Origin of the sequence: Streptomyces toyocaensis (assembly GCF_000725125.1) — a bacterium.
In the GTDB taxonomy this organism is placed as follows: Bacteria; Actinomycetota; Actinomycetes; order Streptomycetales; family Streptomycetaceae; genus Streptomyces; species Streptomyces toyocaensis.
On record NZ_JFCB01000001.1, the window covers coordinates 256,297 to 279,650 of the forward strand.

General features: G+C 70.3%; 17 protein-coding genes. 10 read left to right on the forward strand and 7 right to left on the reverse strand.

Annotated features, from left to right (window positions below):
• Positions 1-60: 60 nt before the first annotated feature.
• Positions 61-1,401 carry a UDP-N-acetylmuramoyl-tripeptide--D-alanyl-D-alanine ligase gene (locus BU52_RS01145; RefSeq protein WP_037926351.1) on the forward strand — a complete coding sequence of 447 codons (1,341 nt, stop codon included), beginning with the start codon at positions 61-63 and terminating at the stop codon, positions 1,399-1,401.
• Between the two features lie 12 nt (positions 1,402-1,413).
• Here the strand turns inward: BU52_RS01145 and BU52_RS01150 are convergent, their stop codons facing one another.
• Positions 1,414-2,580: a lipid II:glycine glycyltransferase FemX gene (locus BU52_RS01150; protein ID WP_037926356.1), complete on the reverse strand. Its 1,167-nt coding sequence runs from the start codon at positions 2,578-2,580 to the stop codon at positions 1,414-1,416.
• 88 nt (positions 2,581-2,668) lie between these two features.
• Positions 2,669-3,703 carry an endonuclease/exonuclease/phosphatase family protein gene (locus BU52_RS01155; RefSeq protein WP_037926358.1) on the reverse strand — a complete coding sequence of 345 codons (1,035 nt, stop codon included), beginning with the start codon at positions 3,701-3,703 and terminating at the stop codon, positions 2,669-2,671.
• 1,408 nt (positions 3,704-5,111) lie between these two features.
• Here BU52_RS01155 and BU52_RS01160 point away from each other — a divergent pair.
• Complete coding sequence (locus BU52_RS01160) at positions 5,112-6,104, forward strand: ParB/RepB/Spo0J family partition protein (RefSeq protein ID WP_078903063.1); 993 nt, start codon at positions 5,112-5,114, stop codon at positions 6,102-6,104.
• Positions 6,105-6,225: 121 nt separating this feature from the next.
• Here BU52_RS01160 and BU52_RS01165 read toward each other — a convergent pair whose 3' ends face one another.
• Together BU52_RS01165 and hppD are read right to left on the reverse strand one after the other, a co-directional pair.
• Complete coding sequence (locus BU52_RS01165; RefSeq protein WP_037926366.1) at positions 6,226-7,326, reverse strand: alpha-hydroxy acid oxidase; 1,101 nt, start codon at positions 7,324-7,326, stop codon at positions 6,226-6,228.
• A complete protein-coding gene (gene hppD, locus BU52_RS01170) occupies positions 7,310-8,407 on the reverse strand; it encodes a 4-hydroxyphenylpyruvate dioxygenase (RefSeq protein WP_037926369.1) in 1,098 nt (365 codons plus the stop codon). The genes BU52_RS01165 and hppD overlap by 17 nt, the downstream gene beginning before the upstream one ends.
• Before the next feature lie 186 nt (positions 8,408-8,593).
• Between hppD and BU52_RS01175 the strand changes: the two genes are divergently transcribed.
• The 6 genes from BU52_RS01175 (at position 8,594) to dpgD (ending at position 15,388) form a co-directional block, all read left to right on the forward strand.
• Complete coding sequence (locus BU52_RS01175) at positions 8,594-9,748, forward strand: prephenate dehydrogenase (protein WP_063829987.1); 1,155 nt, start codon at positions 8,594-8,596, stop codon at positions 9,746-9,748.
• A 281-nt stretch (positions 9,749-10,029) separates the two neighbouring features.
• Positions 10,030-11,268 (forward strand): aminotransferase-like domain-containing protein, encoded by a 1,239-nt coding sequence (locus BU52_RS01180; RefSeq protein ID WP_173943912.1) that lies wholly within the window; start codon positions 10,030-10,032, stop codon positions 11,266-11,268.
• Positions 11,269-11,491: 223 nt separating this feature from the next.
• The gene (dpgA, locus tag BU52_RS01190; protein WP_051857877.1) at positions 11,492-12,586 is read left to right on the forward strand and encodes a 3,5-dihydroxyphenylacetyl-CoA synthase DpgA; all 1,095 of its coding nucleotides are present in this window, start codon (positions 11,492-11,494) and stop codon (positions 12,584-12,586) included.
• The gene (dpgB, locus tag BU52_RS01195) at positions 12,583-13,275 is read left to right on the forward strand and encodes an enoyl-CoA-hydratase DpgB (protein ID WP_375336282.1); all 693 of its coding nucleotides are present in this window, start codon (positions 12,583-12,585) and stop codon (positions 13,273-13,275) included. Before dpgA ends, dpgB begins: the two co-directional genes overlap by 4 nt.
• Positions 13,272-14,588: a (3,5-dihydroxyphenyl)acetyl-CoA 1,2-dioxygenase DpgC gene (gene dpgC / locus BU52_RS01200; RefSeq protein WP_037926382.1), complete on the forward strand. Its 1,317-nt coding sequence runs from the start codon at positions 13,272-13,274 to the stop codon at positions 14,586-14,588. The genes dpgB and dpgC overlap by 4 nt, the downstream gene beginning before the upstream one ends.
• Positions 14,585-15,388, forward strand: coding sequence for an enoyl-CoA-hydratase DpgD (dpgD, locus tag BU52_RS01205; protein ID WP_037926387.1), 804 nt, complete (start codon positions 14,585-14,587; stop codon positions 15,386-15,388). Before dpgC ends, dpgD begins: the two co-directional genes overlap by 4 nt.
• 380 nt (positions 15,389-15,768) lie before the next feature.
• Here dpgD and BU52_RS01210 read toward each other — a convergent pair whose 3' ends face one another.
• Positions 15,769-18,477, reverse strand: coding sequence for an FAD/NAD(P)-binding protein (locus BU52_RS01210; protein ID WP_037926391.1), 2,709 nt, complete (start codon positions 18,475-18,477; stop codon positions 15,769-15,771).
• A 344-nt stretch (positions 18,478-18,821) separates the two neighbouring features.
• Here BU52_RS01210 and BU52_RS01215 point away from each other — a divergent pair, with 344 nt between their 5' ends.
• Positions 18,822-19,286 carry an RrF2 family transcriptional regulator gene (locus BU52_RS01215; RefSeq protein WP_037926394.1) on the forward strand — a complete coding sequence of 155 codons (465 nt, stop codon included), beginning with the start codon at positions 18,822-18,824 and terminating at the stop codon, positions 19,284-19,286.
• Positions 19,287-19,364: 78 nt separating this feature from the next.
• Here BU52_RS01215 and BU52_RS01220 read toward each other — a convergent pair whose 3' ends face one another.
• Both BU52_RS01220 and BU52_RS01225 read right to left on the reverse strand, forming a co-directional pair.
• Positions 19,365-20,444 carry a sensor histidine kinase gene (locus BU52_RS01220; protein ID WP_217437809.1) on the reverse strand — a complete coding sequence of 360 codons (1,080 nt, stop codon included), beginning with the start codon at positions 20,442-20,444 and terminating at the stop codon, positions 19,365-19,367.
• 10 nt (positions 20,445-20,454) lie between these two features.
• Positions 20,455-21,150, reverse strand: a complete 696-nt coding sequence (locus BU52_RS01225) for a response regulator transcription factor (protein WP_037926398.1) — start codon at positions 21,148-21,150, stop codon at positions 20,455-20,457.
• Positions 21,151-21,408: 258 nt separating this feature from the next.
• Here BU52_RS01225 and BU52_RS01230 point away from each other — a divergent pair, with 258 nt between their 5' ends.
• Positions 21,409-23,352: an ABC transporter ATP-binding protein gene (locus BU52_RS01230; protein ID WP_051857795.1), complete on the forward strand. Its 1,944-nt coding sequence runs from the start codon at positions 21,409-21,411 to the stop codon at positions 23,350-23,352.
• Positions 23,353-23,354 lie beyond the last annotated feature (2 nt).

The window sequence follows — 23,354 nt, forward strand, 5'->3', positions numbered from 1 at the left end:
CGCTCCCTTGACTGGACCCATGACTCACAAAGCACCGGGCATGACGTTCAGGGAGCCGGCGTGATTCCGCTCGGGCTCGGCGAGATCGCCGAAATCGTTGGCGGAAAGGCCACGGGCGAATCCGTGACCGTGACCGCGCCGGCCGTGCTCGACAGCCGACAGGCCGAGCCGGGCGGCCTCTTCGTCGCCTTCGCCGGCGAGCATGCCGACGGCCATGACTACGCCGAGCGGGCCGGGCGGGCCGGTGCGGTGGCCGTGCTCGGCTCCCGGCCCACGTCGCTGCCCACCGTCGTCGTCGAGGACGTCCGGACCGCGCTGCAGACGCTCGCCGCCCATGTCGTGGCCCGGCTGCGCGACGGGCTGACCGTCGTCGGGGTGACCGGTTCGCAGGGCAAGACCGGCACCAAGGACCTGCTGGCGGCCGTGCTGTCGGGCGCCGGGCCGACGGTCGCCACGACCGGCTCGCTCAACAACGAACTCGGTGTGCCGCTCACCATGCTGCGCGCCCAGGCGGCCACCCGGTTCCTCGTCCTGGAGATGGGAGCCCGCCACGAGGGCGACATCGCCGAGCTCACCGGCCTGGTCGCACCCGACATCGCCGTCGTGCTCAACGTCGGCGTGGCCCACCTCGGCGAGTTCGGGTCGCGTGCCGCCATCGCCAGGGCCAAGGGCGAACTGGTGCAGGGCCTTGTGCCCGGCGGCACCGCCGTGCTCAACGCCGACGATCCGAGGGTGGCCTCGATGAGCGTGCTCACCGACGGTCCGGTTCTGACCTTCGGCCGGACGGACCCGGCCGACGTACAGGTACTCGACGTGGTCCTCGACCGACTCGGCCGGCCGTCCTGCACGCTGAGGACCGTCGACACCTCGGCTCGCCTCGCGCTGCCGCTCGTCGGTGCCCACCAGGCGCTCAACGCCTCGGCCGCCGCGGCGGCGGCACTCGCGGCCGGGGTTCCCCTCGACCTGGCCACGACGGCGCTGACCACCGCCTCGCTGTCGCCGTGGCGGATGGAACTGCGCGACCTCGCCTGCGGGGCGACGCTGCTCAACGACTCCTACAACGCCAACCCCGACTCGACCCGCGCCGCTCTGGACGCGCTGTCGGCCATCGAGGGCGGGCGCCGCATCGCCGTACTCGGCGAAATGCTCGAACTCGGCGACGGGAGCGAGGCGGAGCACCGTGCCGTCGGGGCGTACGCCGCCGCCCGGGCCGACGTGGTGGTGGCCGTCGGCGAGGCCGCCCGGCCCCTCGCCGACGGTGCTGGAGAGCGGGCCGTGGTCCTCGCCGGCAACGACGCGGCCGTCGACTGGCTGCGCGACCACCTGGCCGCCGGGGATGTGGTGCTGGTCAAGGCTTCCCGTGGGGCGCGCCTCGACGAAGTCGCCGCCGGACTCGCGTAGCCGGTGTGCGGTTCAGTGCCCGCGGCGCCTCATGTAGAGGTCGAAGGCCCGGTAGATCATCGGCCGCAGCGGCAGGTCCCACTCGCCGACGTACCGCACCGCCTGGCCACCGGTGCCGACCTTGAACCGGACAAGGCCGACGTGTGGGTCGTCGGCGTCGAGGGTCGGGGTGATGCCGCGCAGGTCGTAGACGTCGCAGTCGGCCGCGAGTGCGTCACGGATCATCGCCCACTGGCAGGCGTTGGAGCCGCGCACCTCGCGCTTCGCGGTGGCGGAGGCGCCGTAGGAGTACACCGCGTGGGATCCGACGCGGACCATGACGGTGGCCGCGACCAGGTCGCCCTGGTGGTGGGCCAGGTAGATCTTGATCCGCTCGGGGTCCTCGGCGCGCAGTGCCGTGAACATGGTCTCGAAGTAGCTCAGCGGGCGGGGTGTGAAGCGGTCGCGCTCGGCGGTGTGGACGTAGAGGTCGTGAAACGCCTTCAGGTCCTCCGGACCCCCGTCGCTGACCGTGACCTCGACGCCCTCCTTGGCCGACTTCTTGATGTTGCGGCGCCACTGCTGGTTCATGCCTCTCAGCAGCTCGTCCTCGGTCCTGCCCGCCAACGGGAGAACGTACTTGAACTGCGGATGCCCGACCCCGAACCCGTCCAGCGGGTTCTGCGGCAGCCAGCCCGCGTCCTTGAGCTGGCTGCTCACACGGGCGCCGACCGGGTCGTCCCACCGTCCTGGCATGTCGGTCAGCCGCCGGATCTGCGGGTCGGCGATGCCGTCCTTGATCTGGGTGGCGTCCCAGGTGTCCGTGACCACCGGCGGACCGAGCCGGATCGCGAACGCGCCGTGCTCCTTGAGATATGCCGCCAGCGGATCGAGCCACGCACCGATCTCGCTGCTCCAGTCGATGACCGGGCCCTCGGGCAGATACGCCAGGGTGTACCGGTCGAGCCGCGGTACCGGGCGGTGCAGAACGAGCCCGGCACCCACCAGGCGCGGACCGTCGAACCAGCCGAGGGACTCGCTGCGCCACTCGGTCTTGACCCGGCCCCACGCCGGGGTCTGCAGGAAGCTGACCGACCGCTGGGCCCGGACGAACGCCAAGTGATCGGCGGCGCTGATCGGCCTGACGACCGGATTTCCGGCTGCGGTTCGTGTGAGTGCGCGGGAGGAATTGTTGGACATGCTGCCAGTCAATGCAGGGGAGTGTTGCCCGGACGTATGCGATTTTCGATACGCCGACGATATATCAGCACCCGGCGGCCCGCGGCGTTCACCAGCTGATTCGGGCCGCCACCGGACGGTGGTCACTGCCCGTGCGCGGCAGCAGCCACGCACTCGTCGGCTCCACGCCGCGGACCAGGATCTGGTCGATCCGTGCCACCGGGAACTTCGCCGGCCAGCTGAAGCCGAACCCGTCCCCCGCCACGTCCTGGGACGAACGCAGCTGCGAGGTGAGGCCGTCGAACGCACGGTCGTCCAGGGTGCCGTTGAAGTCACCGAGCACCAGCACCCGCTTGCTGCGCTCGGCGGCGACGGCCTCGGCGAGCTTCGTCGCGTCGGCGTCCCGCGATTCCGTCCAGAAACCGCCCCTGGGCATCACCCTCACGGAACCGAGATGCGCCACGTACACCGTCAGCGGCCCCTCCTCGGTGGCCACCGTGGTGCGCAGCGCCCGAAGCGGTTGCACCGGGATGCCATCCTGCTGCGCTTTCCCGACCGGCGGCTCGACCGGCCGGGTGCCGGACAGCGGCAGCTTGCTCCAGAGCCCGACCGTGCCCTCCTCGGCGTAGTGCGGGTACGTCTTCGCCAGCTCCTTCTCGTAGCTGGCCTTGGTCTGGTCGGTCAGTTCCTGGAGCGCCAGCAGGTCCGCGCCGGAGGCGGCCAGGTCACGGGCGGTGCCGGCTGGATCAGGGTTCTCGACGGCCACGTTGTGGCTGACCACCATGAGATCGCCGGCCTGGTCGGTCGGGCCGCCGGGCAGCCCGCCGAAGAGGCTCCACCACACGGTGACCGGCAATAGCAGGGCGACGGCCGACGAGGCGGAGCGGCGCCACAGCGCTCCGGCAACCAGAACCGGGATGAACAGACCGAACCACGGCAGGAAGGTCTCCACCAGACTGCCCAGACCGGCCCAGTCCGTGACCTCCCCGTGCAGCAGCAGAAGCAGGCCGAGCAGCAGCGCACACGCCGTGAGTACCGGGCCGCGCCTCCACGGGCCCGGACCGGAGAGACCCGCGGACGGATGTCCTTCGTCGTCGGCCGACTGACTGCCCCGTACGGTCTCCGCGATGTCCACTTCCGCCATCGTCTGTCCTCGCTCGCTCTTGCTCACCGCTGATCGCAGGTGCTCATTGATCATTGCTGCGTTTTCGGGCCATGGGTGGGATCGGCATACGTCCGCGGGCAGCCGCTGGTGGTCGCCTCGGTGCGCATTTCGTAGTACCAGGGTGCGATCCCGTGGATCCGGCGCAGCTCTGATGCGGCATCATACGGGTGGATCATTCTGGTATTCCGGTGAACGACAGTCGCTGTCGACGTGAGTAGCAGGGAATTCGTCGCCGTTCGGCGCGGTGGCCGAGAGGTCTGAAAGGCCGCGGACGACCAGCCGGCGAACCCGACGGGTCGTCGTCCGTGCTGAGGGCTGGGTTCGAGGCATGCAACCAGGTAAAGCAACCGGATGTTGCCAGCGCGTATGCGATTTTCGATACGCGGACGATATGTGCCGGCCCGTAGTCTTGAACCGACGAGCCGACATAGGTCTTCAGGTCGTGGACCCCACCAGGTCGTCCGCACCCACGCCGCGCCTGCTCTCGTCAGGGCTCCGTCAAGTTCCGGGAGTGTGCGTAGCGCCGGCGATCGCGCCTGGTAGGGGCGGGTAGCAGTACAGGCACGGGGTTCGGTCACGCACGCACCTGGACTTGACGGAGCCCTGGGCCGCCGCTGCTCCGGCGCACTCGACTGTGCCGGCCCGCGCCACCGCCCCCCGCAGGGCAGGCACGACTCCTGCGTCCTGTCTCAATTTGTTCGATTCCGTGGGGCGTTCGCCCTCACCGCACCGCCCGGAGAGGCCTCACGCCCCGCACCGGATGGCCTGAAGCCGCCACCCTCAGCCCCTCGCGCAAGCCCGTCATCAGCGCTGACATGCACTCCGCGAGTAGTCGCACGACCGGAGTTGCGGTTGTTGTGGCAGGCGGGGGAGTTTTTTGAATCGCACAGAAGTGCTACCGTCCTATGGGCGTTTCGGCTGGTGAATATTCATCCATGCAGGAGTGACACGTGGTGACAACGGGGAGACGGAACGGCTCTGGCTACGGGAAAGAGCCCGCACTGCGACGCCATGTCGGTCCGACATGATTCGTGGTGTCGGTTGACGCGACCGGCGACGGGACGGCGTTCCGCGTTTCCCCGGTCTTTCCCAGGGTCCAGGTGACCTTCTTCCGGAGTGCTGCCGAGTTCCATGCCCGGTGCTCTGATCTGGTGTGATGGAAATTCCACCCAAGATCAGCCGCGGCTGACCGGTAGCCGCCTCACGAACGTGGTGGCGCCAAGGCATGACAGGACTGTTGTCAAGGCCGTGAGTAGACCCCCCATAGCTCTCCGATACCACGGCGTTCCGTAGTTCATGTCGCGGAACGAAACGCGTCCCAGATCCACCTAGGGATCTTCTGCATGCCTTCACAGATCCGTGCACAGGCAATCAGATCATGAGGGAGATGGCGTTGCAGCGAGAGCAGGAACAGATCGATCGGCAGACCTGCGTCGAAGTGGAGATCAGCTTACTGTCAACAGTCGACTCACCGCGGACCTCGGGGGAGGATCCGGACCACGTGGAGGCGCTGTCCGTCGCGCAGTCCCCGCTTCCTCCCATCCTCGTCCACCGTCCGACGATGCGCGTCATCGATGGTCTCCATCGTGTGCGTGCGGCTGAACTGCGCGGCCAGGACAAGATCGCCGTCAGCTTCTTCGAGGGCAGCGAGGCCGACGCGTTCGTGCTGGCGGTCGAGTCCAACACCATGCACGGACTCCCCTTGTCGAAGGCCGACCGCAAGCGGGCGGCGGCGCGGATCGTCACCTCGCATCCGCAGTGGTCGGACCGGATGGTCGCATCGGTCGCCGGTATTGCCCCCGGCACGGTGGCCGACATACGCAGAGGGCTCCCGGGTGCGTCGGCCGCCGAGGAGAGCAGAATCGGCCAGGACGGCCGGGTCCGCCCGATCAACGCCGCCGCGGGACGCAGGAACGCGGCGAAGATCATCGCCGGGAACCCCGGTCTCTCCTTACGCCAGATCGCCCGGATGGCCGGCATATCCCCCGAGACGGCCCGCGATGTGAGAAGCCGGCTCCGCCGAGGAGAGGATCCGCTGCCCGGCCGGCAGAGCAGGACATCGGCGGACCCCGGCGCGAAGCTCCCGGCGCCGCAGCGCTCTGCCGGCGACGCGGCGGTGCACGGCAGGCCGTCGGGGCAGGATCACAGCGTCGTGGTGGAAAGGCTCAAGGCGGATCCGGCCCTGCGGCTGAGCGAGACCGGACGCACACTGCTGCGGCTGCTCAACCTCCACACGATCGATGCGACGGAGTGGCAGAGGATCATCGACAACGTACCGCCCCACTGCAGCGGCATCGTGGCACGTCTGGCCGACGAGTACGCGGTGATGTGGTCGGAGCTGGCCCTTCGGCTGGGTGGCAGGGTCACCGAAACCGCATAGTCCGCCGTCGCCGTGTCCAAGCGTCGAAAATGGCCAATTGGTCGGGGACGGACGTAGGGCGGTGAGCCGTCGAAGTCCTCCTACCACGCGGCGGTAGGAGGACTTCGACGGCTTACGACCTTCAGCCGGGGACGAGGGTGCGCAACTGCCTGGCCGCGGCGACACCGTCGCAGCCCGACAGGCCGAGGGCGTCGCGGAGTTCGTCGGCCAGCAGGTCGAGCACCCGGCGGGCACCGGCCTCTCCGGCCGCGGCCAGGCCCCAGATCAGCGGTCGGCCCACCAGGACACCGGACGCCCCGAGAGCGAGCGCCCTGAGCACGTCGGTGCCGCTGCGGATGCCGCTGTCCAACAGCACTTCGCAGCCGTCGTTCACGGCCGCGGCCACCTCCGGCAGCACATCGATGCTGGGAACGGCTCCGTCAAGCTGGCGGCCCCCGTGGTTGGAGACCACGACCGCGTCGACCCCGGACTCGACCGCCCGCACCGCGTCCTCGGCCGCCAGGACACCCTTGAGCAGCAGGGGGAGCCGGGTCTGCTTCCGCAGGGCCGCCAACGACGACCACGTCGTCGCGGAGGAGAAGGCCTGGCCCGTGTGGACGGCTACCGCGGAGCTGTCGGCATGCCGTCGGTGCGCGGTCGAGCCGGTGCTGATGTTGGCCGCCCGCACATGGCTGGGCAGGGCGAAACGGTTGCGTACGTCGCGCAGCCGGCGCCCCATCCACGGCACGTCGACGGTGAGCATGATCGCCTCACAGCCCGCGTCCTCCGCTCTGCGGACGAGTTCCAGGGACTGCGCGGCGTCCCGGAGCCGGTAGAGCTGGAACCAGACCGTTCCGCCGATCGCCGTGAGCTCTTCGATCGGGACACTGCTCAGCGTGCTCGCGGTGAACGGCACGCCGGCCGCCTTGGCCGCCCGGGCGGCGGCCCTCTCGCCATCGGGGTGGACCAGTTGCTGGTAGGCGACGGGCGCGACGGCGACCGGCATCGGGACGGGCCGCTTCAGCAGGGTGGAGTCAGCCGTGCACCGCGACACGTCCCTGAGCACCCGGGGGACGAGGAAGACGCGGTCCAGCGCGGTGCGGTTGGCGTCGAGCGTGACCTCGGCTCCGCTTCCTCCCGCGACGAAGTCCCGCACGTCGGCGGGCAGGACCGAAGCGGCGGCGCGTTCGAAGTCGGCCAGGCAGTGGGCCGGAGCGGCCGCCGTCTCACTGCCGTGGCCCACGCTGCCCCGTCCTCTCCAGTTCCACGGCCTCGTAGAGTGCCTTGATGTTGGCACTGCCGAAGGTCTCGGCACCCTGGCGCTCGATGACCTCGAAGAACAGCGTGTGCCGCAGGTGGGTCGACGCCGTGAAGATCTGGAAGAGCTGGCCGCCGTGGTCCTCGTCGACGAGCACGTTCGTCGCCCGGAGGTCGTCCACCCTGGACTCGCTCAGGGCGATCCGCTCGCCCAGCAGGTCGTAGTAGGCCTGAGGAGTGGTGAGGAAGGTGACGCCCCGGTCGGCCAGGGCCCGCACCGAACGGACCGCGTCCGGGGAGGAGAAGGCCAGATGCTGGACGCCTGCCCCCTGGTGTGCCTTGAGGAACTCGTCGATCTGTCCCGGGTCGGCCGAGGGGTCGGGCTGGATGAGCGTCAGGGTCACCGAGCCCGACGGGCTCTGCACCACCGCGGACTCCATGGCCTGCCTGCCGACGACGATGCGCTCCTCGAAGATGCGCCGGAACCCGAACGCCGTCAGGTAGTGGTCGACCGTGGGGTCGAGATCGCCGGTGTTCAGGCACACCGCGATGTGATCGAGGTCGAGCAGGTCCACGCCCGCCGGGCCGTCGCCGGTCCGCGATATCGGTGAGAAGCCCGCGGGCAGCCCCGGCTCCTCCCCGGGAGCGCGCTGGACGAGTGTGTGGACGACGTCGCCGAAGCCGTGGAGGACGGCCGTCACGGCCGGCCCGTCCCCCCCGTGCGGGGTCGGCGGACGGTGGACGCGGGCGCCGTTCGCGACCGCCGCGTCGAAGGCGGCGGTCACGTCCGCGGTGCGCAGGGCGATGTCGGCGACGCCGTCGCCGTGTGAGGCGACGTAGGTCGAGGCCACATGCTCGTCCGACGTGGCTTCGGTGAGTACCAGGGTGATCCGTCCGTGGCGCAGTGCGGTGCTTCGGTGATCGGCGAAGTCGCCGGAGCCGACCACCGTGAAGGCGTATTTGTCGACCCAGGTGAGTGCGGCCGCCTCCAGATTCTCCACGTACATCTCTACGTAGTCGACCGAGAGATCCGCCAGCGGATCCGCCGCCATTGCTAATTCGCTCATGACTGTCCCCATGTCAGGAGGAGAAGGGCAGGGATCCGTGAACTGTAATAGATGACTCCGGCGGAAAAAAGGAGATGACCGCTGGACGGATGGACTACAGGCCTGTCGGGTATTGTCGGCCGGACCCGTGCAGAAACTGGACGGGGATTCAGTTATGGCCGGTGGACTTTCCGAGGGTGATGTCTCATGATGCGCGCCATGGCCGTCATCGGCACGGGTCTGATCGGTACCTCGGTCGCGCTCGCGGCAAGTCGGCAGGGAGTGGTGGTGTATCTGTCCGACCGGAACCCGTCTGCGGCCAGGACGGCCGCCGCACTCGGTGCGGGACTCACCCAGACTCCCGCGGAGCGGGTGGACCTGGCCGTGCTCGCCGTACCGCCGAGCCAGGTCGGCACGGTGCTCACGGAGGTGCAGAAACGCGAGCTCGCCGTCAGCTACACCGACGTGGCGAGCGTGAAGGCCGGGCCGGAACAGGTCGCGTTGGCCCAGGCTCCGGATCCGTCCCGCTACATCGGGGGTCACCCGCTGGCGGGCCGGGAGCAGTCGGGCCCGCTGGCGGCCCGTGCCGAACTGTTCCGGGACCGCCCGTGGGCGCTCACCCCGTCGCCGATGACGTCCAACGCGACCTTCAACCGGGCCCTGGAACTGGTGGCGCTGTGCGGCGCGGTGCCGGTGGTGACCCAGAGCCAGGCACACGACGACGCGGTTGCCCTCACCTCCCACGTACCGCATCTGCTGGCGAGCCTGATGGCGGCGCGGCTGCGGGACGCCCCGGCCGAGATGTCCAGGCTCGCGGGTAACGGACTGCGCGACGTCACCCGGATCGCGGGCGGTGACTCACGCCTGTGGGGCGACATCCTCCAGTCCAACGCGGGGGCCGTGGTGGGTGTCGTGAAGCGCGTGCACGAGGACCTGACCCGGCTGGTGGCCGCCCTGGACCAGCTCGCCGAGCGGGGCGGCGAGGACCGGGACGACGGCCTGCGGACGATGATGGAGCTGCTCGACCGGGGTGTCGCCGGGCTTGCCGAGATCCCCGGGCGCCGCGTCGGCGGCGGTGGGAGGGCCGTACGTGTGACCGTCCGGGACCGTCCCGGGGAGCTGCCGCGGCTGCTGGGCGTCGTCGCGGACTTCGGCGTCGTCCCCGAGGACGCCACCGTCGACGCCGACGAGGCCGGCGCGCTCACCGTGGACTTCACCGTCCCGCCGGGGGCCGCCGACCGGATGGTGGCCGAGCTCAGGGCCGATGGATGGGAGGCGGTCCGGCCGAACGGCATCGGACCGTACTTCAGGGAAATGGCGCGAAAAGAAGACGGTATCCCGTCGGAAGCCGTGTCTAAGTGAGCATTCATGCCGGTTGGACGACGGTTGTCGGACGCCTCTCGGTGTGTGATCCTGAGCCGGTAAACCCCAAAACTCATTGATTTGTTTCGCGTGGGGGTAAATCCATGGCCGAACGCGGCGTGCACGAGTATACGCACCACGCGGATGAAGGACTCGTCTCCATGCTGTCGGGTTTCCTCACGCCACAGGCGAATTCCCCCGCGGCCCTCACCGCGACCGAACCGGTGACCTTACGGAAGACGGACCTGCACGGCAGCGTCTCCGATCCGGTCCTGGACACGATGAACTTCCTCAACGAGGTTACGCTTCGCTATCCCGACGCGATCTCCTTCGCTCCCGGCCGTCCTTATGACGGGTTCTTCGACAACGAGCAGATCTTCTCCCACATCCGCCGGTACCTGGAGCACCTCCAGGAACAGGGGAGTTCACCGCAGCAGATCCGCACCGCCATGTACCAGTACGGGCCGACGGCCGGTCAGATCCGCGAGATCATCGCCGACTCGCTGCGCGCCGACGAGGACATCGACGCCCCCGCCGAGTCCGTCGTGGTGACCGTCGGCGCCCAGGAGGCCATGCTGCTGGTGCTGCGTGCCCTGATCAGCGGCCCCGACGACGTCCTGCTCGTCTCCAGTCCCTGCTATGTGGGGATCACCGGCGCGGCCCGCCTGCTGGACATCGCACTGACTCCGGTCGTGGAACGGGAGGACGGGTTCTCCTGTGCCGACCTGGAGGCGGCCATCCAGCACGAGAAGGCCCGCGGGCGCCGTCCCCGTGCCTTCTACCTGGTGCCCGACCACGCCAATCCGTCGGGGAACACACTGGGGCTGCGGGCCCGCGCCGAACTCCTGGAACTCGCCGCGCGCCACGGCATCCTCATCCTGGAGGACAGCCCCTACCGGATGGTCAGTCCCGGCCGCCCGCTGCCGACCCTGAAGTCCCTGGACCGCGCCCGCACGGTCGTCCACCTGGGTTCCTACTCCAAGACGATCTTTCCCGGCGCCCGGGTCGGCTTCGTCGTCGCCGACCAGGTCGTCGTGGACCAGGACGGCCGGAGCAGCCTCCTCGCGGACGAACTCGTCAAGATCAAGAGCATGGTGACGGTGAACACCTCGTCGCTGAGCCAGGCCGCCGTGGCGGGCGCGCTGCTTGCCGCCCAGGGCCGGGTCTCGGAGCTGAACGCCAGAGCAGGCGCCTATTACGGCGACGCCATGCAGTGCACGCTCCGGCATCTGGACGCACGCCTTCCGGCGGACCGGCGAGCATCTCTGGGGGTGCGCTGGAACGAACCGACCGGCGGATTCTTCCTGACCGTGCAGGTCCCGTTCCGGGCGGACGAGGCCGCACTCACCCGGTCCGCACAGGACTTCGGCGTGATCTGGACCCCGATGGAGCACTTCCACCCGGAAAAGGGCGGCCACCACGCCATGCGGCTCTCCATCAGCTATCTGACTCCCACCGAGATCGACGAGGGGACCGCTCGCCTCGCCCGCTTCATCGAGGCGGAGAGCGCGAAGGCCTGACGACCTCACCGGCCGGCAGCAGCGTGCCCGGAAGAACCCGGAGGCGTTCCCGCCCGGAGCCGATGAACCAGCACGACTCATGAGGAAAGGTGATGAACATGACCGTCAGCGGCATCGTGAGCAAGCCGCGCAGCAAGCCGCGCATGTGGGGGTGGACCTTCAGGTGACCGTCAACCTCGATCATCCCGAATTACTCGACGCTCCTGTCCTGGAGACCGGGGTCCTGTCCGCAGAGGGCCGCGCACTCCCCACTCCTCCACGGCCCCGCATCGTCGGTGTGGGCACGGCCGTGACCCGCACGTCCTACTCACAGCAGGAAGTGCTGGATGCCTTCGGGATCACCGATCGCAAGGTCCGCTCCATCTTCCTCAACAGCGCCATCGAGCGACGCAACCTCACCCTGCCGCCCATGGACAGCGACTCCGTCCGGGTCTCGGAGTCCCAGGGCGACCTGCTCGACAAGCACAAGAAGCTGGCGATCGAGATGGGCGCCGAGGCTCTGCACGCCTGTCTGAAGCGGTGCGGCGCCGAACTCTCGGATCTGCGTCACCTGTGCTGCGTGACGTCCACCGGCTTCCTCACCCCCGGACTCAGCGCGCTGCTGATACGGGAACTGGGCATCGACCGCCACTGCAGCCGCAGCGACATCGTCGGCATGGGCTGCAACGCGGGACTCAACGCCCTCAACGTGGTGGCGGGCTGGTCCGCCGCCCATCCCGGGGAACTCGCCGTGGTGCTGTGCGCGGAGGCCTGCTCGGCCGCGTACACGATGGACTCGACGATGCGTACCGCAGTCGTCAACAGCCTGTTCGGCGACGGAGCCGCGGCCGTCGCGCTGCTCGCGGGCCCCGGCGGCGCCACGCCGGCCACCTCCGAGGGCCCGACCGTTCTGAAGTTCGCCAGCTGCATCATCCCCGAAGCGGTCGACGCCATGCGCTACGACTGGGACCGCACCCAGGGCAGGTTCAGCTTCTTCCTCGACCCGCAGATCCCGTACGTGGTGGGCGCGCACGCCGAGACCGTCGTCGACCGCCTGCTGTCCGGCACGGGCCTGCGCCGCAGCGACATCGGACATTGGCTGGTGCACTCCGGCGGCAAGAAGGTGATCGACGCCGTCGTCGTCAACCTGGGACTCACCCGGCATGACGTCCGGCACACCATCGGTGTGCTGCGCGACCAGGGCAACGTTTCCAGCGGTTCGTTCCTTTTCTCGTACGAACGGCTCCTCGAAGAGGGCATCACACGACCGGGAGAGTACGGAGTGCTCATGACCATGGGACCGGGCTCGACGATCGAAACGGCGCTGGTCCAGTGGTGAGGCCGCAGAGCGTGGAGGACGCGCTGACCCTCACGATCGACGGGACGGAGCCGCTGTCGGCCGCCTCCGTCAAGGCAGTCGCGGCCGTCTGTGACCGGGCCGAGGACCTCGCCCGCGACGACCGCGGCGCCGGCGTGGTGACCGTGCACGTCTCCGGAGCCCCCGAAGGGGCCTGGACCAGCGGGCTGGACGTCATGCTGGTCACCAAGTGGGAACGGGTTCTGCGTCGGCTGGAACGGCTCCCCATGGCCACCGTCGCGGTGGCCTCGGGTGACTGCGGCGGGCCGGCCCTGGACGTCCTCCTGACCACCGACATCCGCGTGGCCACCCCCGACACGCGGATGTCGGTCCCCCGCGACGGCTCCGCCACCTGGCCCGGGATGGCCGCATACCGGCTCGTCCAGCAGGCCGGCGTCGGCAGGATCCGCCGGGCGGTGCTGTTCGGCCTGCCCATCGGCGCCGCCGACGCGGTGCGGCTGGGGATCGTCGACGAACTGGCCGACGATCCGGCGGCTGCGGTGGCGGCAGCGGCGGAACTGGTCGCCGGTCTGGCAGGCAAGGAGGTGGCGATCAGACGCCAGCTCCTGTTCGACGCCACGACGACGAGCTTCGAGGACGTCCTCGGCCCCCACCTGGCCGCCTGCGACCGCGCCCTGCGCGGCAAGGACGTAGCCGAGGAGTCTGTATGACGACCGTCCTGCCACCCCTTGAGGACACCGACGGCCTCTGGGCGGCGCTGACCGAGGCCGCCGCGAGCGTGGAGAAGCTGCTGGCCACACTTCCGGAGCACGGCGCGCGCTCCTCCGCCGAGCGGGCCGAGATCGCCGCCGCCCACGATGCCGCCCGCGCGCTGCGCGTCCGCTTCCTGGACACGCACGCGGACGCCGTCTACGACCGGCTCACGGACCACCGTCGCGTCCACCTACGGCTCGCGGAGCTCGTCGAAGCCGCCGCCACCGCCTTCCCCGGGCTGGTACCCACCCAGCAGCAGCTCGCCGTGGAGCGGTCCCTGCCCCAGGCCGCCAAGGAGGGCCACGAGATCGACCAGGGCATCTTCCTGCGAGCGGTGCTGCGGTCGCCTCTTGCCGGGCCGCATCTGCTCGACGCCATGCTCCGTCCGACCCCGCGCGCCCTGGAGCTGCTTCCGGAGTTCGTGCGCACCGGTGAGGTGGAGATGGAAGCCGTCCACCTGGAGCGCCGGGACGGCGTGGCACGGCTGACCATGTGTCGCGACGACCGCCTGAACGCCGAGGACGGTCAGCAGGTCGATGACATGGAGACCGCCGTCGACCTCGCCCTGCTCGATCCGGGCGTCCGGGTGGGACTGTTGCGCGGCGGGGTGATGAGCCATCCCCGTTACCGGGGCAAGCGGGTGTTCAGCGCCGGCATCAACCTCAAGTACCTCAGCCAGGGCGGCATCTCACTGGTCGACTTCCTGATGCGCCGGGAACTCGGCTACATCCACAAGCTCGTCCGGGGCGTGCTCACCAACGACGACCGACCCGGCTGGTGGCACTCACCCCGGATCGAGAAACCGTGGGTCGCGGCGGTGGACGGCTTCGCGATCGGCGGCGGAGCCCAGTTGCTGCTGGTCTTCGACCGCGTACTCGCCTCCTCCGACGCCTACTTCAGCCTTCCCGCGGCGAAGGAGGGCATCATCCCGGGAGCCGCGAACCTGCGGCTCGGCCGGTTCGCCGGGCCGCGCGTGTCCCGGCAGGTCATTCTGGAGGGCCGCCGGATCTGGGCGAAGGAACCCGAGGCGCGCCTGCTGGTCGACGAGGTCGTGGAGCCGGACGAGCTGGACGCTGCCATCGAGCGGAGCCTGACGCGACTCGACGGCGACGCCGTGCTCGCCAACCGGCGGATGCTGAACCTCGCCGACGAGTCACCGGACGGATTCCGCGCGTACATGGCGGAGTTCGCCCTCATGCAGGCTCTGCGGCTCTACGGCCACGACGTGATCGACAAGGTCGGCCGATTCGGAGGGCGGCCCCCCGCATGACCGGCGACCGTACGCGGGTGCGCTACGAGAAGAAGCAGCACGTCGCCCGTATCACGCTCGACCGTCCCGACGTGCTCAACGCGATGGATCTGCGCATGCACGAGGAGCTCGCCGAGATCTGGGACGACGTCGAGGCCGACGACGACATCAGGGTCGCCGTGCTGACCGGAGCGGGTGACCGTGCCTTCTCCGTCGGCCAGGACCTCAAGGAGCGGGCCCGCCTGGACCGTCAGGGCGTCGCTCCGACGACCTTCGGCAGCCGCGGGCAGCCGGGCTGGCCCCGGCTCACCGACCGCTTCACGCTGTACAAACCGGTGCTCGCACGGGTCCACGGTTACGCCCTGGGCGGCGGTTTCGAACTCGCCCTGGCCTGCGACCTGATCATCGCCTCGGACCAGGCGGTCTTCGCCCTGCCCGAGGCGCGGCTCGGTCTCGTGCCCGGTGCGGGCGGTGCGTTCCGGCTGGCCAGGCAGCTGCCGGAGAAGATCGCCATGGGGTACCTGCTCACCGGTCGTCGGCTGAGCGCCGCGACGGCCCTGCGCCACGGGCTCGTCAACGAGGTGGTCCCGGCCGACCGGTTGGACGCCTGCGTCCAGGAGTGGACCGACGACCTGGTCCGCAGCGCCCCGCTCTCGGTCCGGGCCATCAAGGAAGCCGCTGCGAAATCCGTCGACATGCCCCTCGAGCAGGCGTTCACCGCCGAGTACGGCTGGGAGGAGCGCCGCAGGCGCAGCAGCGACGCGGTCGAAGGAGTCCGGGCCTTCGCGGACAGGCGCGATCCCGTCTGGACCGGCCGCTGAGCCGAGCACCGAGCGCGGAGTACGTACGGGGGCGGGAAGGGGAGCGGGGCGCCGCGTGACGCCGCGGGCGTCGGTCCGCACGGGCCCGCGGGAGCTGCGGTCCTCTCCCGTCCTCGCCTGTCCTCTCCCCTCCGGTGCCGTCGGGAGGGGTGGGCGGCCGTCAGGTGCGGACCGGGAGCTCGGTGGCCCGCCTCCGGACGATCGTGAACACCCCGGCCCAGGGCCATGTGCGGTCGAGGTGCGGCGCCGCGCCGGGGGTACGCCGACGCCCCGTCCCCCGGCGCACCGGCCTGGTCCGCCGGCCGGTCCGGCCGGGGACGGACCACGGCGCCCGAGCGTGGACGTCAGGAGGGAAGCGGCCCCGGTGCCGGGCGCGGTCGTCAGGAGGGGAGCGTCGCCAGGCGGCGTCGGTCGTAGGGGGAGAAGCGGCGGTCCAGGCGTTCCGCCAGACGCGTCCTGGCCGCGTCACAGCGACCCGCCGAGATCAGCGCGTACACCAGCGTCTCCTCGACGACCTCGCGCTGCGCAGCGCTGCCGCCCACCGCGCGCAGTGCCGGCAGGACGCGTTCCAGCCGTTGTGCCGCCTCGGCCCAGTTCTCCTCCACCACGTGTGCGAACGCCTCGCACAGCGGGGCGATCACCGCCCGCTGCACCGAGTCGGCACCCAGCGCGTGGGCCTGCAGGCGGCGCAGCCCGGGCAGGTCCCCCGCGGCGGTGAGGGTGACCGCGGCGTGCAGGGCGGTGAAGGCGGTGGCCGGGCGCTCCAGGACGTCCGCCGCGACCGACTCCAGTACGTCGTCGACGGGGACCCGGCCCTGCCAGTGGCCGGCCATCCGGGCCCGCCACAGCAGCGAACCGGAGTCGACCAGCGCCCGGATGCCGGCCACCTTCCCGGGCGACAGATGGGTGGCCCACCTGCGGCGAACGGCTTCCGCGTCGTCGGATGCCAGCTCGTGCAGGGCGGCGTGCCAGGCGAAGTGGGCGCGGTGCGTGCCGCCGCGGCCGTGGCCGCCCAGCCATGCGTCGAGCCGGTCCCGGCCCTGGGGATGGTCGCCCTGCTCGTAGTGCACGTGCGCCAGGGCGTGCATGGCGTGTCCGGAGGCGGGTTCCTCGCCGAGGGCCTGCTCGGCGAGGGTGCCGGCCTCGTCGTAACGGCCCTGCTCCTGGCGTACGAACGCCAGCAGCGAGGTGTGGAACCAGTGCCCCTCGTGTGCGGGTGCGGTCCGCTCGACCACCCGCAGCGCGGCGCTGCCGTCGAGGTCGTACAGGCCGGAGAAGGCGATGGTGGGGACGGCGGCCGCGAGCGCGAGCCGGTCGCCGGGATGGCTGTCCAGGTGGCGCAGGAGCGCGGCGTCGCCCTCCGCGGGGCTGCCCTCGACCCGCCGGGAGACCACCTCCACGAAAGAACGCTCGCGTTCGTCGGCCCGCTCACGCGCGCAGCGCCGGGCCTCGGCCAGGGCCCGCGGCACGTCCACGTCGGCCCCGCACTCGTGCCCGATCAGCGCGAGCGCCGCGTGGCCGGCGGTGAAGCCCGGGTCGAGCGCGACGGCTCGGCGTAACGCCTCCTGGGCCCCGGCCCGCACCTTCAGCAGACGGTCCACTCCCGAGCGGTAGGCGGCGGCAGCGGCGTGGTGCGTACTGAGCGGAAGCCCGCCGCCGTCGGTGGGCCGCCGCACTCCTTGCCGGGCGGGTGCGGCGCCGGAGGCCAGAGGCGCCCGCTCGGCGAGCACCGCCTCGGCCACGGCCACCGCCTGCGCGCGGATCTCCGGAATCGCGGTCGTCTCCCACAGTTCGCCGCGGCGCGGCGAACCCAGCGTCCACATGGCGCGGCTCGTCCGCCCGTCCCGGCCGCGCAGGCGTCCTCCGGCGGTGGACACGCCGATGCCCAGCGGGCCGGGCACCGCCTCGCCGCGCCGCAACAGGGTGCGCCACAGCGGATCGGGCGTGTCCGCCAGCAGCAGACCGGGGCCGGTGCAGTCCACCACCCAGCCCACCCGCAACTCCCGGCCGTCGGTGAAGGAGACCGAGAGCGCGCCGTCCGGGAGCGTTCTGACATCGGTGATCCGCCCCCGCCCGGTACGCAGCCGCCGGGTACGGCGCATACGATGCACACTCTCCGCGGTGGCCGGGGGCATCCGGTGCCGGTGCGTGTTCCACAGCGAGCCGTCCCGCCGCAGGAACTCGGCGCGCTCCTCGGCGGTGAGCGACGCCCACACCTCGGCGGTGTGCGGGCGCAGCCCGTCCAGCGCGGGGCGCCAGTCGCCCTGGGCCCGCATGACCCTTCCGATGTGCCGGTGGATCGTGGCGCGCAGTTCCGGCAGCGGCAGGTCCCTGAGGGGTTCGGTGCAGGCCGCGGCGGGCAGGGGGCTCACCGCGTGTGCCTCGGGCAGCCGGCCGTTGCGGGACACGGCGTACACCGTGCGGCCGAAGCGGCCCAGCCGTAAGGCCACGTCCACCGCGGTCAGCCCGGTGCCGATCAGCAGGACGTCGTCCCGGCGGCCCTCGTCGGCCGGGGCGTCCAGGGCGCCCGGCGCCCACGGGTCGGCGATGAACCGGTCGCCCGCGCGCAGCGCGGACGGCAGTGACGCCGGGGACGAGGGAGTGGGGCCGGTGGCCAGCACCACGCCGGCGGCGTCCACGGCCGTGCCGTCGGCCAGCTGGAGCCGGGCGAGTCCGCCGCTCCAGTGGCAGTCCACCACCCGGCTGCGCAGCCGGCGGACGCGGACGGTGCCCTGTGCGGCGATGACGGCCCGGCCGAGGGTGTCCGCCAGGTAGGCGCCGTAACGGTAGCGGGAGGCGAAGTCGGCGGCGGTGACGGTGGGTTCGCCGTGGCGACAGAGCCAGCGGACGAAGTGCCCCGGGTCGTCGGGGTAACAGCTCATGTCGCCCGCCGGAACGTTGAGGAGGTGCCGCGGGTCACGGGTGGCGTAGGCGGTGCCGCGGCCGGCCTCGGGCGCCGGGTCGATCAACAGCAGTTCCAGGGGCGTATGCCGACGGACCGCCGTCTCGCAGAGCTGGAGGGCGACCAGGGCGCCGGCCGCGCCCGCACCCACGATGGCGACGGGACCCTGCGCTGTCGTTGACGTCATGCGATGTCTCCTGTCGGCCGTTCGGTCTGGTTCTGACGGGCGTACCGGTGCCCCTGTCGCTTCGACCTGTTGCCTGCCGCTCGCACGGTCGCTGATGGACGCGATGGATGTTCTCGGCCGTACGACATCGGCCGGCTCACGAATTCCGGATGCGGGCCCGTGCTGTCGTTGTGCCGTAGTTCACCATTTTCATGAACTACCTGCAAGCAGCGCTGAGTTGGCCGCCGGATGCCTGTTTCCGGCTGATTCCTGGCGGGTGTCGCTCACGCTCGGTGGACGCGGTGCCGGCCGGAGGTCGGCGGCGGGAGCGGTCAAGTGCCGTGCGGGTGTGAGAGATTGACCGGATGCGGATCACGGCACGGACGGACTACGCGGTGCGGGCGATGGCGGAGCTGGCAGCCGAGGGTGAGACCCCCTTGACCGCCGAGGAGCTGTCCGCCCGCCAGGACATCCCGGTGCGGTTCCTCTTCGGCATCCTGAGGGAGCTGCGCCTGGCCCGTCTGGTGCACAGCGTGCGTGGTCCCCAGGGCGGATACCTGCTGGCCTCCGCCGCGGAGGAGATCACTCTGGCGGCCGTGATCCGCGCGGTGGACGGCCCGCTGGCCAGCGTGCGGGAGCTCAGCCTGACGGGCCTCGAGTACCCGGGGCCGGCCGCCGTTCTCCCCGACGTGTGGCGGGCGGTGCGTACCAGTCTGCGCCAGGTGCTGGAGACCACCACGCTTGCCGACCTCGCCCGTGGCGAGCTGCCGGAGATCGTGCGGTCCCGGGCCGAGGAGTACCGCACCGGCGTTCGCGATCACGAGCAGTGACACGAAGTGGATTCCTGGCACATTCCGTTCCGGTGAGGCCCGGCGTGGAGCTCGCACCGCGTCAGCGACGAAACACGATCACCTGTTGAGGGTTTCCGGCGGAGGCGCGGCCGGCAGCCGCACCGTGACCTGGAGGCCGCCTCCGGGTCGCGGGACGATGGTGAGCGTTCCGTCGTGTGCTTCGGTGATGCTCTTGACGATGGCCAGACCCAGGCCGACGCCCGCGTGGTCCTGGCGGATGCGTTCGGTGCCCCGCCGGAAGGGCTCGGTGAGGGTCGAGACCAGCTGAGCCGGGAGAACCTCGCCGGTGTTCTCGACGCTGAGCGTCACGCTTCCGGACTCGATGCCGGTCGTCACTCGCACGATGCCCCGACCGTGCAGGTTGTGGACGATCGCGTTATGGATGAGATTGACCGTCAGCTGCAGCAGGAGCGCGCGGGAGCCCATGGCCGGGGTGATGTCGCCGGAGGCCTCGATGGCGACGCCGTGCTTCTCCGCCAGGGGAAGCAGTGTCTCGACGGCCTCCTCGACGTTCAGTGACAGGTCGACGGGCTCCCGGGTGAAGGAGCGCTGGTCGGCGCGGCTGAGCAGGAGCAACGCCTCGGTGAGGTCGATCGCCCTGGCATTGACGTTGTGGAGGCGTCCGATCAGCTCGCCCAGGTCTCGCCCCGGGCCGTTGATCGTCACTTCGAGAAGGGCCTTCGTGATCGCCAGCGGGGTGCGCAGCTCGTGGGAGGCGGTGGCCGCGAACCTCCGCTGCTCGGCGACGTGCGCCTCAAGGCGCGCGAGCATGGTGTCGAAGGCGTCGGCCAGCTCGCGGAACTCGTCCTTGCGGCCTTCCAGCTCGATCCGGTGGGAGAGCGAGCCGTTCGCGGCCGTGCGGGTGGCGTCGGTGATGCGGGTCAGTGGGGCGAGCATCCGGCCGGCGAGCAGCCACCCTCCCAGCAGGCCGAACACCAGCAGGAGGGCCAGCACTACGGCCGTCGCCGGAGCGTAGGCGTGCAGCACGATGGCGCGGACGGGTACGAGCCCGTTGGGGCTGCTCGCCGCATCGGGCAGGCCGCGCAACAGGTACACCCACACGGTGACCAGCATCAGCGTGCCCGCGAGCATGACGAAGCCCGCATAGCTGAGGGTGAATTTGAGGCGGACGCTCATGCCCGGTGCCCTATGCACCCGCATCGCCCTCACGCCTGATGTCCGTCGGGGTGGCAATCCGGTATCCGACGCCGGGCACGGTGGCGATGATCTGAGGTTCACCGAGGCGTTTGCGCAGAGCCGAGACCGTGATACGCACGGCGTTGGTGAACGAGTCGGCGTTCTCGTCCCAGGCCCGCTCCAACAGTTCCTCGGCGCTGACGACGCCGCCCTCGGCGGCGACGAGCACTTCGAGCACGGCGAATTGTTTGCGGGTGAGTGCGATGTAGCGGTCGTCGCGGTAGACCTCGCGACGGAAGGGGTCCAGGCGCAGGCCCGCGATCTCCCGCACGGGCGGCCTTATGTGCGCGCGCCTGCGGTCGAGCGCCCTGATCCGGAGGATCAGTTCACGCAGTTCGAACGGCTTGGTGAGGTAGTCGTCGGCACCGAGCTGAAACCCGGAGGCCTTGTCGTCGAGCCGGTCGGCGGCGGTGAGCATGAGGATGGGCATTCCGGATCCCGTCGCGACGATCCGCTCGGCGACCTCGTCACCGGAAGGGCCGGGAATGTCGCGGTCGAGAACGGCGATGTCGTAGGCGTTGACGCTCAGTAGCTCCAACGCGGTGTCGCCGTCTCCGGCGATGTCCGCCGCGATCGCCTCCAGGCGCAGCCCGTCGCGGATGGCCTCTGCCATGTACAGCTCGTCCTCGACGATCAAGACACGCATGCGCCAATGCTACGACCTGGAACTTATCAGCAGCATATGGAAAAACCGCGTGCCTTCCGGCGGCGTCACCTCCGCTCGAACGTGCGTGGGTGACAAGGGCGACGACAACGGTGGCGGCACCTCAGGAGCCGCGGATGTCGTCCAAGTGTCGGAACTGATCGCTTGGTCACCGCCCGTGGACCTACCACTCGTGGACATCGGGTCCGATCAGCACCATGGACCTCCGGAGATCAGAGTCGTGGGAGAGGGGATGTCCGCATGGTCATGATGCCGTCCATCGGGGGGGCGCTGAGGGCCGGCGGAGGTGCTGATCCCGAGCCGTCCAGGATCAGCCCCGGCACGTCCCGCAGAGTGATCGCCTACCTTCGCCCGCACAGCGGAAAGATCGCGGTCTTCGTCGTCGTCGCCGTCCTGGAGTCGCTCATCGTGGTGGCGACTCCGCTGTTGCTCAAGCAGATCGTCGACGAGGGGATCCTCAAGCACGACTCCAAAACCGTCACCCTGCTGGCCTGCCTCACCGCCGGGCTCGCCGTCCTCGACGCGTTACTGCAGCTGGCGCTCGCCTACATCGCCGGTGCGATCGGGCAGGGGGTCAGCTACGACCTCCGGATCCGGGCGATCGGTCACGTCCAGCGGCTGCCGGTCGCGTTCTTCACCCGCACCCAGACCGGGGTCCTGGTCGGACGGCTCCACACGGACCTGATCATGACGCAGCAGGCCTTCAGCCAGCTGCTGATGGCGGTCACCGGCGCGGTCTCGGTCGTCCTGGTGATGGCCGAGCTGTTCTACCTGTCGTGGCTCGTCGCCCTCATCACGCTGGTGCTGATCCCGCTGTTCCTCATTCCCTGGGTGTACGTGGGCCGAGTGATACAGCGGCACACCAGGCAGTCGATGGAGGTGAACGCCGGCCTGGCCGGCCTGCTGCAGGAGCGGTTCAACGTGCAGGGGGCGATGCTCTCCAAGCTCTTCGGCCGTCCGCACGAGGAGATGGCCGAGTACGAGGACCGGTCGCGCAAGCTCCGCCGGATCGGGGTGAACGTCGTCGTCTTCAGCCGGATGGCCTTCATCATCATGGCGCTGATGGCCTCGCTCGCCACGGCGCTCACCTACGGGGTCGGCGGCGGCCTCGTGCTCTCCGGGACCTTCCAGCTCGGCACGCTGGTCGCTCTCGCCACCCTGCTGGGGCGGCTGTTCGGGCCGATCACCCAGCTCTCCGGGATGCAGGCGAACGCGGTGATCGTCCTGGTGAGCTTCGACCGGATCTTCGAGCTCCTCGACCTGAAGCCGCTGATCGAGGAACGCTCCGACGCCGTCGTGCTCAGGAGCGACACAGCCCCGGAGATCGAGTTCGAGGACGTGTCGTTCCGCTATCCGGGTGCGGACGAGGTCTCGCTGCCGTCGCTGGAGCAGAACGTGCGTGGCGGACGGGAGCCGGGGGAGGCGACGCCGGAGGTCCTGCGCCACGTGAGCCTGCATGCGCCGGCCGGAACCCTCACCGCACTCGTCGGCCCGTCCGGCGCGGGGAAGAGCACTCTCACCCACCTGGTGTCCCGGCTGTACGACCCGACCTCCGGCACCGTCCGTGTCGGCGGACTCGATCTGCGGGATCTCTCCTTCGCCTCGCTGCACGAGACGGTGGGCGTGGTCAGCCAGGACACCTACCTCTTCCACGACACCATTCGGGAGAACCTTCGCTACGCCCGTCCGAGCGCCATGGAGGACGAGGTGATCGAGGCGTGCAAGGGGGCCCAGATCTGGGACCTGATCGAATCCCTCCCGAGAGGGCTCGACACCGTCGTGGGAGACCGCGGCTACCGGCTGTCGGGCGGGGAGAAGCAGCGACTGGCCATCGCGAGGCTGCTGCTGAAGGCGCCCTCGGTCGTCGTGCTCGACGAGGCCACCGCTCACCTGGACTCCGAGTCGGAGGCCGCCGTCCAGCGGGCCCTCAGGACCGCGCTGCGCGACCGCACCTCTCTGGTGATCGCCCACCGGTTGTCCACGATCCGCGAGGCCGATCAGATCGTCGTGATCGACGACGGAGGCGTCCGTGAGCGCGGGACGCACGAGGAGCTGCTGGCCGAGGGCGGCCTCTACGCGGAGCTGTACCACACGCAGTTCGCCAATTCGGGTGGCGACGGAGCCGCGCCCGAAGGCGACGGGGCCGGGCCGGTCCCCCAGATGGCTGCTGAAGGGGGACGATGAAT

Coding starts and splice junctions, on each gene's coding strand:
- BU52_RS01150 (WP_037926356.1), bottom strand. CDS start 2,580: ATGTCCAACAATTCCTCCCGCGCACTCACACGAACCGCAGCCGGAAAT.
- BU52_RS01155 (WP_037926358.1), bottom strand. CDS start 3,703: ATGGCGGAAGTGGACATCGCGGAGACCGTACGGGGCAGTCAGTCGGCC.
- BU52_RS01160 (WP_078903063.1), top strand. CDS start 5,112: ATGGCGTTGCAGCGAGAGCAGGAACAGATCGATCGGCAGACCTGCGTC.
- hppD (WP_037926369.1), bottom strand. CDS start 8,407: ATGAGCGAATTAGCAATGGCGGCGGATCCGCTGGCGGATCTCTCGGTC.
- BU52_RS01175 (WP_063829987.1), top strand. CDS start 8,594: ATGATGCGCGCCATGGCCGTCATCGGCACGGGTCTGATCGGTACCTCG.
- BU52_RS01180 (WP_173943912.1), top strand. CDS start 10,030: ATGAACTTCCTCAACGAGGTTACGCTTCGCTATCCCGACGCGATCTCC.
- dpgC (WP_037926382.1), top strand. CDS start 13,272: ATGACGACCGTCCTGCCACCCCTTGAGGACACCGACGGCCTCTGGGCG.
- dpgD (WP_037926387.1), top strand. CDS start 14,585: ATGACCGGCGACCGTACGCGGGTGCGCTACGAGAAGAAGCAGCACGTC.
- BU52_RS01210 (WP_037926391.1), bottom strand. CDS start 18,477: ATGACGTCAACGACAGCGCAGGGTCCCGTCGCCATCGTGGGTGCGGGC.
- BU52_RS01215 (WP_037926394.1), top strand. CDS start 18,822: ATGCGGATCACGGCACGGACGGACTACGCGGTGCGGGCGATGGCGGAG.
- BU52_RS01220 (WP_217437809.1), bottom strand. CDS start 20,444: ATGAGCGTCCGCCTCAAATTCACCCTCAGCTATGCGGGCTTCGTCATG.
- BU52_RS01225 (WP_037926398.1), bottom strand. CDS start 21,150: ATGCGTGTCTTGATCGTCGAGGACGAGCTGTACATGGCAGAGGCCATC.
- BU52_RS01230 (WP_051857795.1), top strand. CDS start 21,409: ATGGTCATGATGCCGTCCATCGGGGGGGCGCTGAGGGCCGGCGGAGGT.